At 62.7% G+C, this 14,091-nt stretch carries 15 protein-coding genes; 6 read left to right on the top strand and 9 right to left on the bottom strand.

Features of this window, described 5'->3' with window-relative positions; translation table 11 throughout:
• Positions 1-51: 51 nt before the first annotated feature.
• Both VFB05_RS26895 and rpsU read right to left on the bottom strand, forming a co-directional pair.
• The gene (locus tag VFB05_RS26895) at positions 52-891 is read right to left on the bottom strand and encodes a tetratricopeptide repeat protein (RefSeq protein WP_325018109.1); all 840 of its coding nucleotides are present in this window, start codon (positions 889-891) and stop codon (positions 52-54) included.
• A gap of 215 nt (positions 892-1,106) precedes the next feature.
• Complete coding sequence (gene rpsU, locus VFB05_RS26890; protein WP_325018107.1) at positions 1,107-1,409, bottom strand: 30S ribosomal protein S21; 303 nt, start codon at positions 1,407-1,409, stop codon at positions 1,107-1,109.
• A gap of 273 nt (positions 1,410-1,682) precedes the next feature.
• Between rpsU and aqpZ the strand changes: the two genes are divergently transcribed.
• The gene (gene aqpZ, locus VFB05_RS26885) at positions 1,683-2,405 is read left to right on the top strand and encodes an aquaporin Z (protein ID WP_325018105.1); all 723 of its coding nucleotides are present in this window, start codon (positions 1,683-1,685) and stop codon (positions 2,403-2,405) included.
• A 31-nt stretch (positions 2,406-2,436) separates the two neighbouring features.
• Here the strand turns inward: aqpZ and VFB05_RS26880 are convergent, their stop codons facing one another.
• Positions 2,437-3,540, bottom strand: coding sequence for a 5-(carboxyamino)imidazole ribonucleotide synthase (locus tag VFB05_RS26880; protein WP_325018103.1), 1,104 nt, complete (start codon positions 3,538-3,540; stop codon positions 2,437-2,439).
• Complete coding sequence (gene purE / locus VFB05_RS26875) at positions 3,537-4,025, bottom strand: 5-(carboxyamino)imidazole ribonucleotide mutase (protein WP_325018101.1); 489 nt, start codon at positions 4,023-4,025, stop codon at positions 3,537-3,539. The genes VFB05_RS26880 and purE overlap by 4 nt, the downstream gene beginning before the upstream one ends.
• A gap of 215 nt (positions 4,026-4,240) precedes the next feature.
• Here purE and VFB05_RS26870 point away from each other — a divergent pair, with 215 nt between their 5' ends.
• Positions 4,241-4,951 (top strand): GGDEF domain-containing protein, encoded by a 711-nt coding sequence (locus tag VFB05_RS26870; protein ID WP_325018099.1) that lies wholly within the window; start codon positions 4,241-4,243, stop codon positions 4,949-4,951.
• Positions 4,948-6,105 carry an epoxide hydrolase gene (locus VFB05_RS26865; protein WP_325018098.1) on the top strand — a complete coding sequence of 386 codons (1,158 nt, stop codon included), beginning with the start codon at positions 4,948-4,950 and terminating at the stop codon, positions 6,103-6,105. Before VFB05_RS26870 ends, VFB05_RS26865 begins: the two co-directional genes overlap by 4 nt.
• Positions 6,106-6,107: 2 nt before the next feature.
• Here the strand turns inward: VFB05_RS26865 and VFB05_RS26860 are convergent, their stop codons facing one another.
• The 3 genes from VFB05_RS26860 to VFB05_RS26850 form a co-directional block, all read right to left on the bottom strand.
• Complete coding sequence (locus VFB05_RS26860; RefSeq protein ID WP_325018096.1) at positions 6,108-6,359, bottom strand: hypothetical protein; 252 nt, start codon at positions 6,357-6,359, stop codon at positions 6,108-6,110.
• Positions 6,360-6,381: 22 nt separating this feature from the next.
• Positions 6,382-6,594, bottom strand: coding sequence for a hypothetical protein (locus VFB05_RS26855; protein ID WP_325018094.1), 213 nt, complete (start codon positions 6,592-6,594; stop codon positions 6,382-6,384).
• A 105-nt stretch (positions 6,595-6,699) separates the two neighbouring features.
• The gene (locus VFB05_RS26850) at positions 6,700-6,906 is read right to left on the bottom strand and encodes a YdcH family protein (RefSeq protein ID WP_072817426.1); all 207 of its coding nucleotides are present in this window, start codon (positions 6,904-6,906) and stop codon (positions 6,700-6,702) included.
• A gap of 397 nt (positions 6,907-7,303) precedes the next feature.
• On the opposite strand from VFB05_RS26850, the gene VFB05_RS26845 reads away from it, so the two are divergent.
• Positions 7,304-7,489 carry a YdcH family protein gene (locus tag VFB05_RS26845; protein WP_325018089.1) on the top strand — a complete coding sequence of 62 codons (186 nt, stop codon included), beginning with the start codon at positions 7,304-7,306 and terminating at the stop codon, positions 7,487-7,489.
• 102 nt (positions 7,490-7,591) lie between these two features.
• Here the strand turns inward: VFB05_RS26845 and VFB05_RS26840 are convergent, their stop codons facing one another.
• Positions 7,592-8,695: an NAD(P)/FAD-dependent oxidoreductase gene (locus tag VFB05_RS26840; protein WP_325018087.1), complete on the bottom strand. Its 1,104-nt coding sequence runs from the start codon at positions 8,693-8,695 to the stop codon at positions 7,592-7,594.
• A gap of 293 nt (positions 8,696-8,988) precedes the next feature.
• Here VFB05_RS26840 and VFB05_RS26835 point away from each other — a divergent pair, with 293 nt between their 5' ends.
• Together VFB05_RS26835 and VFB05_RS26830 are read left to right on the top strand one after the other, a co-directional pair.
• A complete protein-coding gene (locus tag VFB05_RS26835; protein WP_325018085.1) occupies positions 8,989-11,676 on the top strand; it encodes a sensor domain-containing protein in 2,688 nt (895 codons plus the stop codon).
• Positions 11,677-11,781: 105 nt separating this feature from the next.
• Positions 11,782-13,257 (top strand): glycerol-3-phosphate dehydrogenase, encoded by a 1,476-nt coding sequence (locus tag VFB05_RS26830; RefSeq protein ID WP_325018083.1) that lies wholly within the window; start codon positions 11,782-11,784, stop codon positions 13,255-13,257.
• Between the two features lie 23 nt (positions 13,258-13,280).
• Here VFB05_RS26830 and VFB05_RS26825 read toward each other — a convergent pair whose 3' ends face one another.
• A complete protein-coding gene (locus tag VFB05_RS26825; protein WP_325018081.1) occupies positions 13,281-14,057 on the bottom strand; it encodes an enoyl-CoA hydratase-related protein in 777 nt (258 codons plus the stop codon).
• Positions 14,058-14,091 lie beyond the last annotated feature (34 nt).

The following is a 14,091-nucleotide window of genomic DNA, read 5'->3' as shown; positions in this document are numbered from 1 at the left end:
CAGGTCCGCCGCCTGAACGGCTTGGCGGCTGCGCCGGCCAGCAATTCATTTTCAGAAAGTTTCGTAGCTCTGGCCAGGCTTGCCGCCGACGCGCGCAAAGGCGGATCGCGCCGCCTCATCCTTCGGACGCAGGTTGATGGCGCGGCCGTAGGAGCCGGCGGCCTTGGTCTTGTCGCCAAGACGCTCATAGGCGAGGCCCCGGGTCATCCAGGCCTGGGCGTTTTGCGGATCATCCTGCACGGCTTCATCGAGATCGGCGGCTGCTTCCTTCGCCTTGCCGAGCGCGAGATAGCTCAAGGCGCGACCGAGCAGCGGCTCGAGCTGTTGCGGCATCAACCCGTTGGCGGTCGAGAAGTCCTCGATCGCGAATTGATGCTGCTTCTCGCCCTGGTAGAGCAGACCGCGATTGTAATAGGTGTCGGCATCGTCCGGACGCAGCGCGATCGCCTTGTTGAAATCCTCCAGCGCTTGCGCGGCCTCGCCGCGCGCCTTGTGGACCAGGCCGCGGCCGAGCCAGGCCGGGGCATAGTTGGCATCGAGCGCCAGCGCGCGTTCATAATCGGACATCGCCTGATCGGTCCGTTTGGTCTTGCGGTAGATCTGGCCGCGATTGGCGAAGGCCTGTCCGTAATTGGGATCGAGGCTGATCGCCTTGTTGAAATCGGCCAGCGCTTCCTCAGTCTTTCCGGCCTGCGCCAGCACGGATCCCCGCATGTTGTAGGCCTGTGGATCGTTGGGGTTTTTCTTGATGGTTTCAGAGAGCGAGGCGATGTTGGCCGAGGAGGTGACTTGCGCGGGCTCCTCCTTGGGTTCTGAGGAGGAGGGGGTCAGCGATCCCAGCGTCATCGAGCAGCCGCCGAGCGCGATCGCGGCCAGGATGGCCGCCGTCAAAGCGCGCAGTCCGCGACGCGAATGATTGGAAACGATTCCAGCGATCGGGACGATCATCGTGCGGGATACTCACACGCTCACCCGCTTACTCGTAACCTGAGGCGGAATGAAATGCATCGGCCAAATGACAATCGATGCGGAAAGCCGTGGCATAAAAACAAAATAAAACGCGGGCCGGATGGCCCGCGTCGAAACGTCTATTCGAATCGGATCGGTCAGCGCGGCCCGCGAGATCCGCCCGGACCGCCGCGGCCGCCACCCGGAGCGCGCTCCGCGCCGGGACCGGCGCCGAACACCGGCTTCGGCTTCATCGGCAACAGGCCTTCACGCTGCAACTTCTTGCGGGCGAGCTTGCGCGCGCGGCGCACGGCTTCGGCCTTTTCACGAGCCTTCTTCTCGGAGGGCTTTTCGTAGTGACCGCGGAGCTTCATCTCGCGGAAAATGCCCTCGCGCTGCATCTTCTTTTTCAGCGCCTTGAGGGCTTGGTCGACATTGTTATCGCGAACGAGAACCTGCACGCGGCATCCTCTTTCCATTGATCGGATTGGATTCTGGTAAGGTCAACGGGCGGGCAAAAGGGCCTCACTCCTGACCTTTGAGCGCGCGGATGTATCAGACAAATGGTGCAATGTCCACCAGCGGAACGGTAATTTCGGTCGGGGCAGGGTTGTTCGGACCGCGCGGAAACCGCTGGGCGGGTATCCCGATTTGAGGAACTTGCAACTTTATTTGCAACTTTTTGGACGAATTTCGCGAGGATGATCGCCGGGGGCGAAATCCGGGAGGCTCCCATGGAAGCGAAAAAATATGCCGCTGAATTGATTGGTACTTTTTGGCTCACATTTGCGGGATGCGGCAGCGCTGTGATTGCCGCCGCTTTTCCGCAGGTCGGTATCGGCCTGCTCGGGGTGGCGCTGACATTCGGCCTGAGTGTGGTGACCATGGCCTATGCGATTGGCCATATCTCGGGTTGCCATCTCAATCCTGCCGTGACGGTCGGTCTGACCGCCGGCGGGCGTTTTCCGGCTGGCCAGGTCCTGCCCTATGTCATCGCACAGGTTGTCGGCGCCGTTGTCGCCGCAGCCCTGCTTTACGTGATCGCGAGCGGAGCTCCGGGATTCGATCTTGGCAAAGGCTTTGCGGCCAACGGCTACGGGGCGCATTCGCCGGGTCAATACGACATGGTGGTCTGCTTCATCATGGAGGTGGTGATGACGGCGATGTTCCTGTTCATCATCATGGGCGCGACCCACGGCAAGGCGCCTGTGGGCTTTGCGCCGCTGGCGATCGGCTTGACGTTGACGATGATCCATCTCGTCAGCATTCCTGTCACCAACACCTCCGTGAACCCCGCTCGCAGCACGGGGCCTGCCTTGTTCGTGGGCGGATGGGCGCTCGGCCAGCTCTGGCTGTTCTGGGTGGCGCCGCTGATCGGCGGCGTAATCGGAGGCGTCGTCTATCGCTGGCTGAGCACGGAACCGACCGGGGTCGTCGAAGGCTTGAAGTCGGCGTAGCTCTGGCCGAGGGATTGTCGAGTCTGGCGGGCTATTTTTGGCCCGGCGGCACGACTTTGGTGACATGCCCCATCTTGCGTCCCGGCCGCGGCGCGCCCTTGCCGTAAAGGTGAACGGTAACGCCGGGAACGCCGAGCCAATCGACGTAGCTGTTGATCTCGTCTCCGATCAGGTTGGTCATGGTGACCTCGCCGTGGCGGAGCGGCTTGCCGAGCGGCCATCCGGCAATTGCCCGGATGTGCTGCTCGAACTGCGAGATCGACGCGCCATCCAGCGTCCAGTGCCCGGAATTATGCACGCGCGGCGCAATCTCGTTGACGAGGACTTCTTGCGTGCCGTCGCGGTTGACCACGAACATCTCGACCGCCAGCACGCCGACATAGTCGAGCGCCGCGGCGATTCGCTTGGCGACGTCGCGGGCTTGCGCAGCGAGCTCGTCCGTTACCGCCGCCGGCACGCGCGACACCTTCAGGATATGATCGCGATGCTCGTTTTCGGTGACGTCAAAGCATTCGACCTCACCGTCGGCTGAGCGCGCCGCAATCACCGAGATCTCGCGCTCGAATGGAATGAAGGCCTCGAGGATCGCCGATTTGGTGCCGAGGTCCTCCCATGCACGAGCCGGATCGTCGCCCGAGCGGATGATGGTTTGCCCCTTGCCGTCATAGCCGAAGCGGCGGGTTTTCAGCACTGCGGGCAGTCCGATCCGCCCGATCGCGGCGACCAGGGTTTGCGGCGACGACACGTCGGCATAGTCGGCGGTCTTGATGCCGAGGCGGGCGACGAAATCCTTTTCGATCAGGCGATCCTGCGTCGTCTCCAGAATCTTGCGGTCGGGCAGGACCGGCCGCCGCGCCGCCAGGATCAAGGCCGAGGCTGCGGGGACGTTCTCGAATTCATAGGTGATGACGTCGACATCGCCGGCGAACAGTTCGAGCGCCTCGACATCGGCATATTCGGCGCAGGTGGCGTTCGCCACCACGTCGAAAGCCGGCGAATCCGGATCCGGTGAAAAGACCCGGCAGCGCAGGCCGAGCCGCGCCGCCGCCATGGCCAGCATCCGGCCGAGTTGTCCGCCGCCGAGAATTCCGATGGTGTCGCCCGGCTTCAGCGTCACCCGTGATGGAAGGGTCACGCGGATTCCTCCGGACGCTCGGCAACTGCGTCGGTCTGCTTCTTGCGCCAGGCGGCGAGACGTTCCGCAAGCGCCTTGTCGTTCAGCGCCAGCACGCTTGCGGCCAACAGCGCCGCGTTGATCGCGCCGGCCTTGCCGATCGCCAGCGTTCCGACGGGAACGCCAGCCGGCATTTGCACGATCGAGTGAAGCGAATCGACGCCCGAGAGCGCCTTCGATTCGACCGGTACGCCGAACACGGGAAGTTCCGTCAGCGACGCCGCCATGCCCGGCAGATGTGCGGCCCCGCCAGCGCCCGCAATGACCACCTTGAAGCCTTTGGCCTTCGCGCCCTTGGCGAACGCATAGAGCCGGTCCGGCGTGCGATGCGCGGAGACGATGAGCTTTTCGCAAGCCACGCCCAGCGCACCCAGTGTCTCGGCGGTGTGGCGCATGGTTTCCCAGTCTGACTGGCTTCCCATGATGATGGCGATCGGCGCGGACATATCGTTAATTCTTCTGAAGAAAAGAGAATGGCTCTAGGTCCGATTATAAGATCGGCCCTCTGTTCGGCAAGGTTAGCAAGGGAGCGACAATGGACTATCCTGTCTTGGTGCGAACACGCAAGCATTCTTCGCGTCGGGCCGGCGGCTAGCGTTAACAGATGTAAGCAGTTGGGCTACGAATTCAAAAGCCGGGATTATGGCTCCGGGGATGACCGATGAAGAAGAAAGCCAAAAGACCGGCGTCGAAAGCTTCCCGCAAGCCGGCTTCCGCCAGCGGCAAAGCTCTTCTGCGGCGCTCCGCCGAGGTCAGGCGACATCGGCCGGCGAAAGACGATGCGAAGGCGGAAGTGCGGCGACTCAGGAGTCAACTGGACAAGGCGCTCGCGCGCATCGAGCAGTTGCAGGCGGCGGCTGAGACGGATTTCCTGCTCGGAATTCTGAACCGGCGCGGTTTCGAGCGCGAGCTCGTCCGCGCCATCTCCTACATCCAGCGCTATCATGCCTCTGGCGCGCTGATCGTGCTCGACGTCGATCGGCTGAAGCCGATCAATGACAATTTCGGCCACGCGGCAGGAGACGAGGTGCTGAAGGCCATCGTCGCCGTGCTGTCGCGGCAGGTGCGCGCCTCCGACGTGATCGGGCGGCTCGGCGGCGACGAGTTTGCGTTGCTGCTGTGGAATCTTTCTGAAACCGACGCGCATGCAAAGGCGGCCGCGCTCGAGGAGGATATCGACCGGCTCGGTTTTGCCTTCGCCGGCAGCACGGTTGCGACCGGCGTCTCCGCTGGCGTGACGATCCTCGGCCCGCATTCGGAAGCAGCCAAGGCGCTGGCGGATGCCGATCGGGCGATGTACGTGCGCAAGGCGCAGCGCCGCCATGAAGTGCTGTATCCTTCGTCCTCTCCAGACAGACGAGCAACTCCATGAACAAGCCCAAGCCATTCACGCTTCATGTGGCCGATGCCGAGATCGCCGATCTGCGCGACCGCCTGGCTCGGACGCGCTTTCCGGACTCCGCACCAGGGGAGGCCTGGGCCTACGGCACCGACGTCGCTTATTTGCGCGGCTTCCTGGAATACTGGCGCAATGGGTTTGACTGGCGCGCCGAAGAGGCGGCGCTCAACGCCTTTCCGCAATTCCGTGTGCCGATTGACGGCATCGACCTGCATTATCTGCATGTCGAAGGCAAAGGTGAGAACCCGATGCCGCTGTTGCTGTTGCACGGCTGGCCCGGCTCGGTATTCGAATTCCTCGACATCATTCCGCGACTGACAGATCCGGCGCGGTTCGGCGGCGATCCCAAGGACGCGTTCACGGTGATCGCGCCGTCGCTCCCGGGTTACGGGCTTTCGTTCACGCCCGGCCAGAAAAGATATGGCGTGTCCGAAATGGCCGATTGCCTGGCGTTGCTGATGCACGAGGTGCTCGGCTTCTCGCGCTTTGCCGCGCAAGGCGGCGATTGGGGCGCGGGCGTCACCAGCCGGCTCGGCTATGCCCATGCGGAAAAGGTGATCGGCATCCACGTCAATTTCATGATGGCCGCCGGCCGCGATCCCAACGCGATCCAAAATCCGTCCGAGGACGAAAAGCGCTATCTCGGCGAGTTCGCGCACTGGACGCGCGAGGGGACCGGCTATCAATGGATTCAGGGCACGCGCCCGCAGACGCTGTCGTTTGCGCTGACGGATTCGCCGGCGGGCCTTGCGGCGTGGATCGTCGAGAAATTTCGCGCCTGGTCGGATTGTGGCGGCGACGTCGAAAGTGCGATCAGCCGCGACCGAATGCTCGCCGATATCTCGTTCTATTGGTTCACCGGCGCGATCGGGTCGTCATTCTGGCCCTACTACGCAAGACTCCATGGCTCGGCAGCGATTGTGCCGCCCGGCGAGGCCATCACGGTCCCAACCGGCTATGCGCAATTCCCGCGCGAAATCCTCAGGCCTCCGCGCAGTATCGCCGAACGCGTGTTCAAGGACATCCGGCGTTGGACCGTGATGGAAAAGGGCGGCCATTTCGCCGCCCTCGAACAACCCGATCTGCTCGCGCGCGAGGTGCGCGCGTTCTTCCGCGAACTGCGCTGAAGCTAAAGTCCGACCAGATCGTCCGGCACCTGCCCGAACTTCCTGAGCACGCGCGCATCGCCGAACTCGCCGGCCATCGGATCACCGCTGCGACAGAACGCAACTGCGCCAATGCTCCCGGCCGCGCGCGACATCGCTTCCGCGCGCCGCAACGCGCCGGTCGAATGCTGACACTCCTCGGCTGCGCCTGCGACCAGCATGCCGGTTTCATCCTGCAAGAAGGGCATTGCGACGTAATACGTGACGTTCGCCATTGACGTTCCTCCTGTCCAATGATCAGGCCGCGTCGCCTCTTTCACGCGCCCGCCGGACCACGGCGCCGAGACTCACGGCTTTGGTTCGCAGTTCGCTCAATTCGGTTTCCAGGTACTCGTTCGCCAGGATCAGGGCCTTGATCGTGCTGCGCGGGTCGCCATTGCACATGGCGATCAGCCGGTCGCAGGCCAGTTCGTAGCTCGGGCTAAAGGGAAACGAAGCAGGTTCGGGCATGGCGAAGTCCTCGGAAAGCGACGTTTGGGGATGTCTGAATGTTCTCTTTTTGTTCTTACGAAGTCAAGCGTCATTTTTGTGCGCGATGCTTTTGCGCAGGCTGCCTCAGGCGATGATGTCGGGCGTGATCTGATCTTCGATGAAGGCGATGCGGTCGCGCAACTGCAGCTTGCGCTTTTTCAGTCGTTGCAGCCGCAGGAGGTCGGGCGCCGGCGACTGATGCAGCGCATCGATCGCCGCGTCGAGGTCGCGGTGCTCCTGTTGCAGCCTTGCGAGCTCGGACTGGAGTTCGCGCTCATCTTCGTCGGTCATGGTCTACTTAATCGAAAACGCGGATGAGATTTGCGAAAAGTTCCGGCAAGCGGAATTGTGACTATCCTCCCTGGCAAGCCGCTCCGCAAGCAAGTTCGAGAGCCGCATCCACGGCTTGGAAAGCGTGGGGCGACCGGGCGGCTGGCAGTTCTGACCTTCCAGTTCGCGCCCGCAAGCCTTGAGCGCCAAATTTTTGTTCCACCGCGCTTGCGCAGCGCAAGGCGGGAACCTTGCGGGGCGCATGATTAACGGATGCAAGCCCGGCTCACGATTCGTTACAGATGCCGGTGAAAAATGAGGAAAGCCATTTTCAAAGCCATCGACAGATTCACGGCTTGGTGTAGACTTCTTGGTCCGGATCGAATCTGAGGTCTTAACCCAACCGAGGAGGTTTCGAATGGCAATTCATGCACATCTCGTTGAACTGGAACGGAAACACAAGGTTCTCGAAAACGAATTGCACGAAGCTCTTCTACACCTTTCAACAGATGACTTGCAGATTGTCGAACTGAAGCGCCGGAAACTGATGGTCAAGGACGAAATCGAGCGCTTGAAGCACTCCAACAGCGCCACGTTGCATTAAGTCGCAGCCCAAGATCCAACGCTCACTTTGATCGCCGCGTCTGGTCGGCTTTGTCGGTGCCGACCGGTGCGCGCGACATGTTGTGGGAGCCGAAACGCGCTTTTACGCGTCAGCTAATTCGCCGACATGGTCGGCGATGGCGAGCGACGACGTCAGCCCGGGCGATTCAATTCCGAACAGGTTGATCAACCCGTCGATGCCGTGGTCCTTCGGCCCCTGGATCATGAAGTCCTGTACGGCGACCGCAGGCGGCACGATCTTCGGCCGCATGCCGGAATAGCTCGGCATCAGCGCGCCGTCGGGCAGCGTCGGCCAGTAGCGGCGGATCGCCGGATAAAACCGCTCGGCGCGCGCCGGATCGACGGCGTAATCGATATGATCGACCCATTCCACGTCCGGTCCAAACCGCGCCTGTCCCGCCATATCGAGCGTGAGATGCACGCCAAGACCGCCGGGCTCGGGCACCGGATAAATCAGATGCGAGAACGGCGCGCGGGCCGAGCAGCTGAAATAGTTGCCCTTTGCCAGGTAAGCCGGCGGGATTTTTTCGAACGGCATGCCGTCGATGCTGCGCGCCACTGACGTCGCGCCAAGGCCGGCCGCGTTGACCAGAAGCCGGCATTCGAGCGACATCGGCGCCTCACCACCGGCGTCGATTTCGAAGCGGCCGCCGCGCGCGCGCGCGCCGAGCAGCGGAGTATGAAACGCAAAGGCAGCGCCGGCGTCTTCCGCGTTGCCGCGTAGCGCCAACATATACGCGTGGCTGTCAATGATGCCGGTCGAAGGCGACAGCAGCGCCGCCTCACATCGAAGCGCCGGCTCCAGCGCGCGCGCGGCTTCGCCGGTCAGAAGTTGCAAGTCAGCGACGCCATTGGCTTCGGCATGCGCCCGGATCGATTGCAGCTTTTCGCTCTCGCTTTGGCTTGTCGCCACAATCAGCTTGCCGCAATTGCGATGGGGAATCCCTTGGTCCTGGCAATAGCGATAGAGCGCCTGCTTGCCGGCAACGCACATCTGCGCCATCAGGCTGCCCGCCCGGTAATAGATGCCGGCGTGGATCACCTCGCTGTTGCGGGACGACGTGACAGTGCCAATGCCTTCGGCGGCTTCCAGCACGATCACTTCGCGGCCACTTTGTGCCAGCCGACGCGCCACGGCCAGACCGATCACTCCCGCACCAATGACGACGCACTCGACCTTTTCCATTTAGAAAATTCTGATCCGGATCTGTTTTGGCTAATCGGGGCGAGGCGGGCGTGGAGCGATCTTATTCATGGACCGAACAGCGCTTCTGTCCAAAGTTCTGGTTGTGCCATTTTCTTGAGCAACTCTTTGGATTTGTTTCCGAACTTTGGCGGCCCAAGATGTTAGCGACCCATTAATCATGTCGGCGCAATTGGCGCGGTTTCACACGGCAAATGAGCCGGCTTGGGGTACGCGTTTACCTGATCCAAACCCGTGAAGCCAGACACTCGGCCGCGTAAATCCGCGGGTGACCGATGGCTGACAAGGACTGGCAGGCAGGCGGCGGGATCATGATTCCGGCAGGGGTCGTGGTGTGCCTGATTGCGTCCGTCTGGGCCATCACCGCGTCTGATCTGGGGGCCGGCTTCGTCGGCTATCTCGGTACGCTCAATCCGGATTACGTCTCGGACGTGCTGCTCGGCGGCCTCGTGGGCTGTTCTTTTCTGGGCGCAGTCGGGCTGTGGGTGTATTCGACGCTGCGCAGGGTCAAGCGGTCGCAGCTTCGCAGGAATGCGTTCGTCAGCTCTGCCTTGAATAATCTCAAGCAGGGCGTCGTCATCACCAATCCGCGGCAACGCATCGTCTTCCTGAACGACCGCTATCTCGAGATTTACGGTCTTTCGCGTTCGGATATCACACCGGACATGGCCGGCCGGGAGCTGCTCGAATTGCGGCTCAAGCGCGGTGTGCTTGACGTCAGCGCCGACGAATTCTATGCGCAGGCGGCCTTGCCCGACGGGCTCATCACCGAGCTGCCGAACGGTCAATCCGTTCACGTCAAGCACTTTCCATTGTCGAATGGCGGGTCGATCACCACGCATGAAGATTGCAGCGAGCAGCGCGAGCTCTCGCGGCAACTCGCTTCTACCAAGCAGTTTCTGGAGTCGGTCCTCGAGAACGTTCCGGTCTGCGTGGCGGCCAAGAATATCGATGACGGTCGCTATATCTTCGCCAACCGCGCCTTCGAACGCTTCTCGCGCTTTTCGCGGGACTTCATCGTTGGCAAGCGCGCCGATGAGATCTTCACGCCCGAAACGGCGGCGAGCATCGTTGCGGCCGACATTGCCGCCCTCAACTCGCCTGATGGCCAGTTCCGCAACGAATTCTTCGTCGAACGCGGCTCCAAGAGGCGGGTTCTTGCCTCGAGCCGCGTGATTGCGCGCAACGAGCGAAACGAACCGCAATTTCTGGTCGCGCTGTTCGACGATGTCACGAAGCGCCGGGTCCTTTCCGAGGAGCTTGAAAAGACCAAGAAGTTCCTCGAACAGGTGGTCGACAACGTTCCGGTCTCGCTGACGGTCGAAGATGCCAGCAACGGCCGGTATCTCCTGGCCAACCGCAGCGCCGAAGCCATTCTCAACCGCCGCCGCGAAGAGGTGGCGGGGCTTACGGCCGCGGAAATCTTCAATGAACGCGAAGCCCGGCTCATCGTTGCCCGTGACGAGGCGGCGATCCGGAACCGCAAGTCTCTCACCGAAGAGCATCCGATCAGCACCAAGGACGGCCTGCGGTTGTTCCTGACGCGCCGCGTCACCGTGCTCAACGAGGCCGGCGAGGCGCAATATCTGATCAAGACCCACGAAGACGTCACCGACCGCCGTCAGACCGAATCGCGCATGGCGCACATGGCCTATCACGACGGTCTGACCGACCTGCCGAACCGCGCAGCCTTCCTGCAGGCGCTGACGCAGATGATCGAGGCCTGCGGCGAAGCGGAGGAAGAATTCGCCGTGCTGTCGATCGATCTCGACGGCTTGACGGAAGTCAACGACGTGTTCGGTCACGCCATCGGCGACAAGCTGCTGATCGAGGTGGCGCAGCGGATGCAAGCCTCGGCGCGCGGCGGCGTGGTGGCGCGGCTGTCCGGCGACGAGTTCGGATTGATCATCGACGGCAAACAGCCGATCGCCGGCATGTTGCTCGCCGAACAGCTCGCTGAGACGATGTCGCGGGAAATCATGATCGACGGCAAATCGGTTCGCACCGGCTTGACGACGGGCATTTCGATCTTCCCGCATAATGGCACCGACGCGGCGTCGCTGCTTGCCAATGCCGGCGCGGCGCTATCGCGCGCGAAAGCAAAATCGCGCGGCACCATCAGCATCTACGAGCCCGAGATGGATCAGCAGATCCGCGATCGGCGCGTGCTGCATCAGGATCTCTCGGCCGCGATCAAGAACGGCGAAATCTCGCTGTTCTATCAGCCGCAGGCATCGTCACGTTGGACGCCTGGCACCAACGAAATCATCGGCTTTGAGGCGCTGGCGCGCTGGCGTCATCCCGTGCGCGGCTTCGTGCCGCCGTCCGATTTCATTCCGCTTGCCGAAGAGAGCGGCCTGATCTTCGAGATGGGCCAGTGGATTCTGCGCGAAGCCTGCCGCGAGGCTGCCTCCTGGCCGGTGCCGCTGCAGATCGCGGTCAACCTGTCGCCGGCTCAATTCATGCACGGCGACGTCGTCAGCCTCGTGCACTCGATCCTGCTCGAGACGGGACTCGCGCCGGGGCGGCTGGAACTGGAAATCACCGAGGGCGTGCTGATCGAGGATTTCGATCGTGGTCTTGCGCTGCTCAGGCGGCTGAAGGGGCTCGGCGTGCGCATCTCGATGGACGACTTCGGCAGTGGCTACTCCTCGCTGAGCTATCTGCAGGCATTTCCGTTCGACAAGATCAAGATCGACCGCACCTTTGTCGTCAATCTGGGCCGCAACCCGCAATCGGCCGCCATCGTGCGGGCGGTGATCGGCCTTGGTCATGGTCTGGAAATGTCGATCGTTGCCGAAGGCGTGGAAACCGAGGAACAGCTCTCTTTCCTCGCCGACGAGGGATGCGATGCCATCCAGGGCTATTTCATCGGCAAACCGCTTCCGATCGATCAGTACGCCGCATTGGTTGGCCGTCCGGCCACTGGCGATGCCAGCGAACCGGCGCGCAAGACCGGCTAGCCGAGGCTGGCCAACTGTTGCGCCATTTCCGTCAAGCGAAGGCCAAGCGAAGCCGTTATAGCTAATCCAGCGTGCCGATTCAGTGCGGCTGCGGTGGACGGGCGTATGGCGGATTACGATTTGGCGATCATCGGCGGCGGGTTGAACGGCGTCAGTGTGGCCCGTGACGCTGCAGGCCGGGGCTTGCGGGTCATCCTGATCGAACAGGGAGATCTCGGCGGCGCGGCCTCTGGCGCCTCGGGGCGGCTGATCCAGGGCGATCTTGCGGTGCTGGAGCGCAGGGCGTTCCGGCGGACGCGGACGGCGCTCGCCGAACGGGACATTTGGATGCGGATCGCGCCGCATCTGGTCCGACCGGCGCATTTCGTTATACCCGCCCATTCCGACGAGCGCCCGCCATGGCTGCTGCGGCTGGGCTTGTTCGTCTACGACCGCCTGGCGCCGGCCGGAAGCTTGCCGCGCTCGGCTGCGATCGACATCACCCATCACCCGATCGGTCATGCCTTGCAGCGGCCATTCGGCACCGCGTTCGGCTATTCGGATTGCCTGGTCGACGATTCGCGGCTGGTCGTGACAACCGCCGTCGATGCGGCGGAGCACGGCGCCGTCATCCGCACCGGCGCCCGCTGCGTGCGTGCCGATCGCGGCAATGTCTGGCGGCTTGTCGTCATCGACCGCGGCCAGCGTCAGGTGATCACGACAAGGTCGCTTGCCAACGCCGCTGGCGCCTGGACGGCGAGCGTCGCCGAAACCGTGCTGCGCGCGCCGCCCCCGCGCACTGCCGCGGTCAGGCTCGGCCAGATCGTCGTCCGCCGCCTGTTCGATACCGAGAACGTCTACGTCCTGCAGAACACCGACCGAAGGCTGATCTTTGCGAGTCCTTATCAGCGCGAATTCACCATGATCGGCACGGTGTCGCACAGTTTTGTCGGTGACCCGGCTGCGGTAGCGATGGCCGCCGATGAGGTGACTTACCTCTGCGATGTCGCTAATCGCTATTTTCGCGAGCGGATCGGAACTTCCGACGTGATCCGCTCGGTTGCCGGCGCCAATCTCGTCGCGGGGCGCCCGGGCAAGCGATTCGCGCGCGAGGGAACGGTGACGTTCGATGCGCGGCGGCGGAAGGCGCCGCTGCTGACGATTTTCGGCGGCGACGTGACGACCGCGCGGCTGCGCGCCGAGCAAGCCGTCTCCCGCCTGTTGCCGTTCTACCCGATGTCGAAGCCATGGACCGCAAAAGCCGCGTTGCCGGGCGGAGATTTTCCGCAAGCCGCGTTCGAGGCGGAAGTGGAAGAGGCACGCGAGCGCTGGAAATTCTTGAGTGCCGATCAGGCGCTGCGGCTGGTTTCGGCCTATGGCTCGCGGCTTGACCAAGTGCTGGGCGAGGCCAAAACGAAAGCCGACCTCGGCGAGAGTTTCGGCTCCGATCTGACCGAAGCGGAAGTGCGCTACCTCATGACAAAAGAGTGGGCGCGCTTTCCGGACGATATTTTGTGGCGCCGCTCGAAGCTGGGGTTGAGCATCGATCCCAAAGATCGCGAGCGGCTCGCCGCTTTCATGGCAAACACCGCGCCCGGCTGAAATCCTTCCAACGTCTTCCAGCGTCAATGTCCTGAAAACTGTGGCGGGCGTCCTTCCGCCATCGCGCGCATTGCTTCCTGCGCATCGCGCGAGTTCAGAAGACGGATGATGTCCGGCACCGAGTGCGTGAGCGCTACCGCTTCGCCATGGTCCGCCCAGCTCTGTGCCTGATCCATCGCGGCCTGAACCGCGAGCGGCGCCTTGCTGCTGATGGCCTCCGCAAGCTTCCGCCCCACCGCTTCGGCTTCGGTAGCCGTGCAGACCTGCGCCGCGATATTCATGCGCAGCGCTTCGATGGCGTCGAATTCATCGCCGGTCAGCGAATGTCGCATCGCCGCGCTTCGGCCGGCAGCGCGGATCAAGCGAAGCAGGCCGCCGCCGAATGGATAGGTGCCGAACTTGATTTCGTGAAAGGCAAAGCGGGCGTTTTCCGCTGCGATCGCGATATCGGCGGCCAGCACCAGTTCGAGCCCGGCGTTGAAGCACTGGCCTTGCACCACGACCACCAATGGCTTGCGGCGCTTTGGCCCGGTGGTGCCGAACGGATTGATCTGGTTGTCGGCGAAGGGGCTTTTGCCGGCGGCCCAGCACGGTAGCACCTCGGGAACATCGACACCCAGCGAGAAGTCGGCTCCATTGGCGGTCACGAGCGTGCAGCGAATTTGCGGGTCGCTCTCAAAGCTCGTGAAGAGTTCGCCGAGTTCGCGAAACATCTCCATCGAGAAGCGATTGCCGGCGTCGGGGCGATTGAGCCTGATATGCGCCAGATATCCGAGACGTTCGCAAATGACTGATGGCATCGGGTTCTCCAGTCGGGATGATCGTCGCACCATC

Source organism: Bradyrhizobium sp., from assembly GCF_035652035.1.
GTDB lineage: Bacteria > Pseudomonadota > Alphaproteobacteria > Rhizobiales > Xanthobacteraceae > Bradyrhizobium.
The sequence above is the reverse complement of the archived record's forward strand: the minus strand, read 5'-3'. Positions and strand labels throughout refer to the sequence as shown.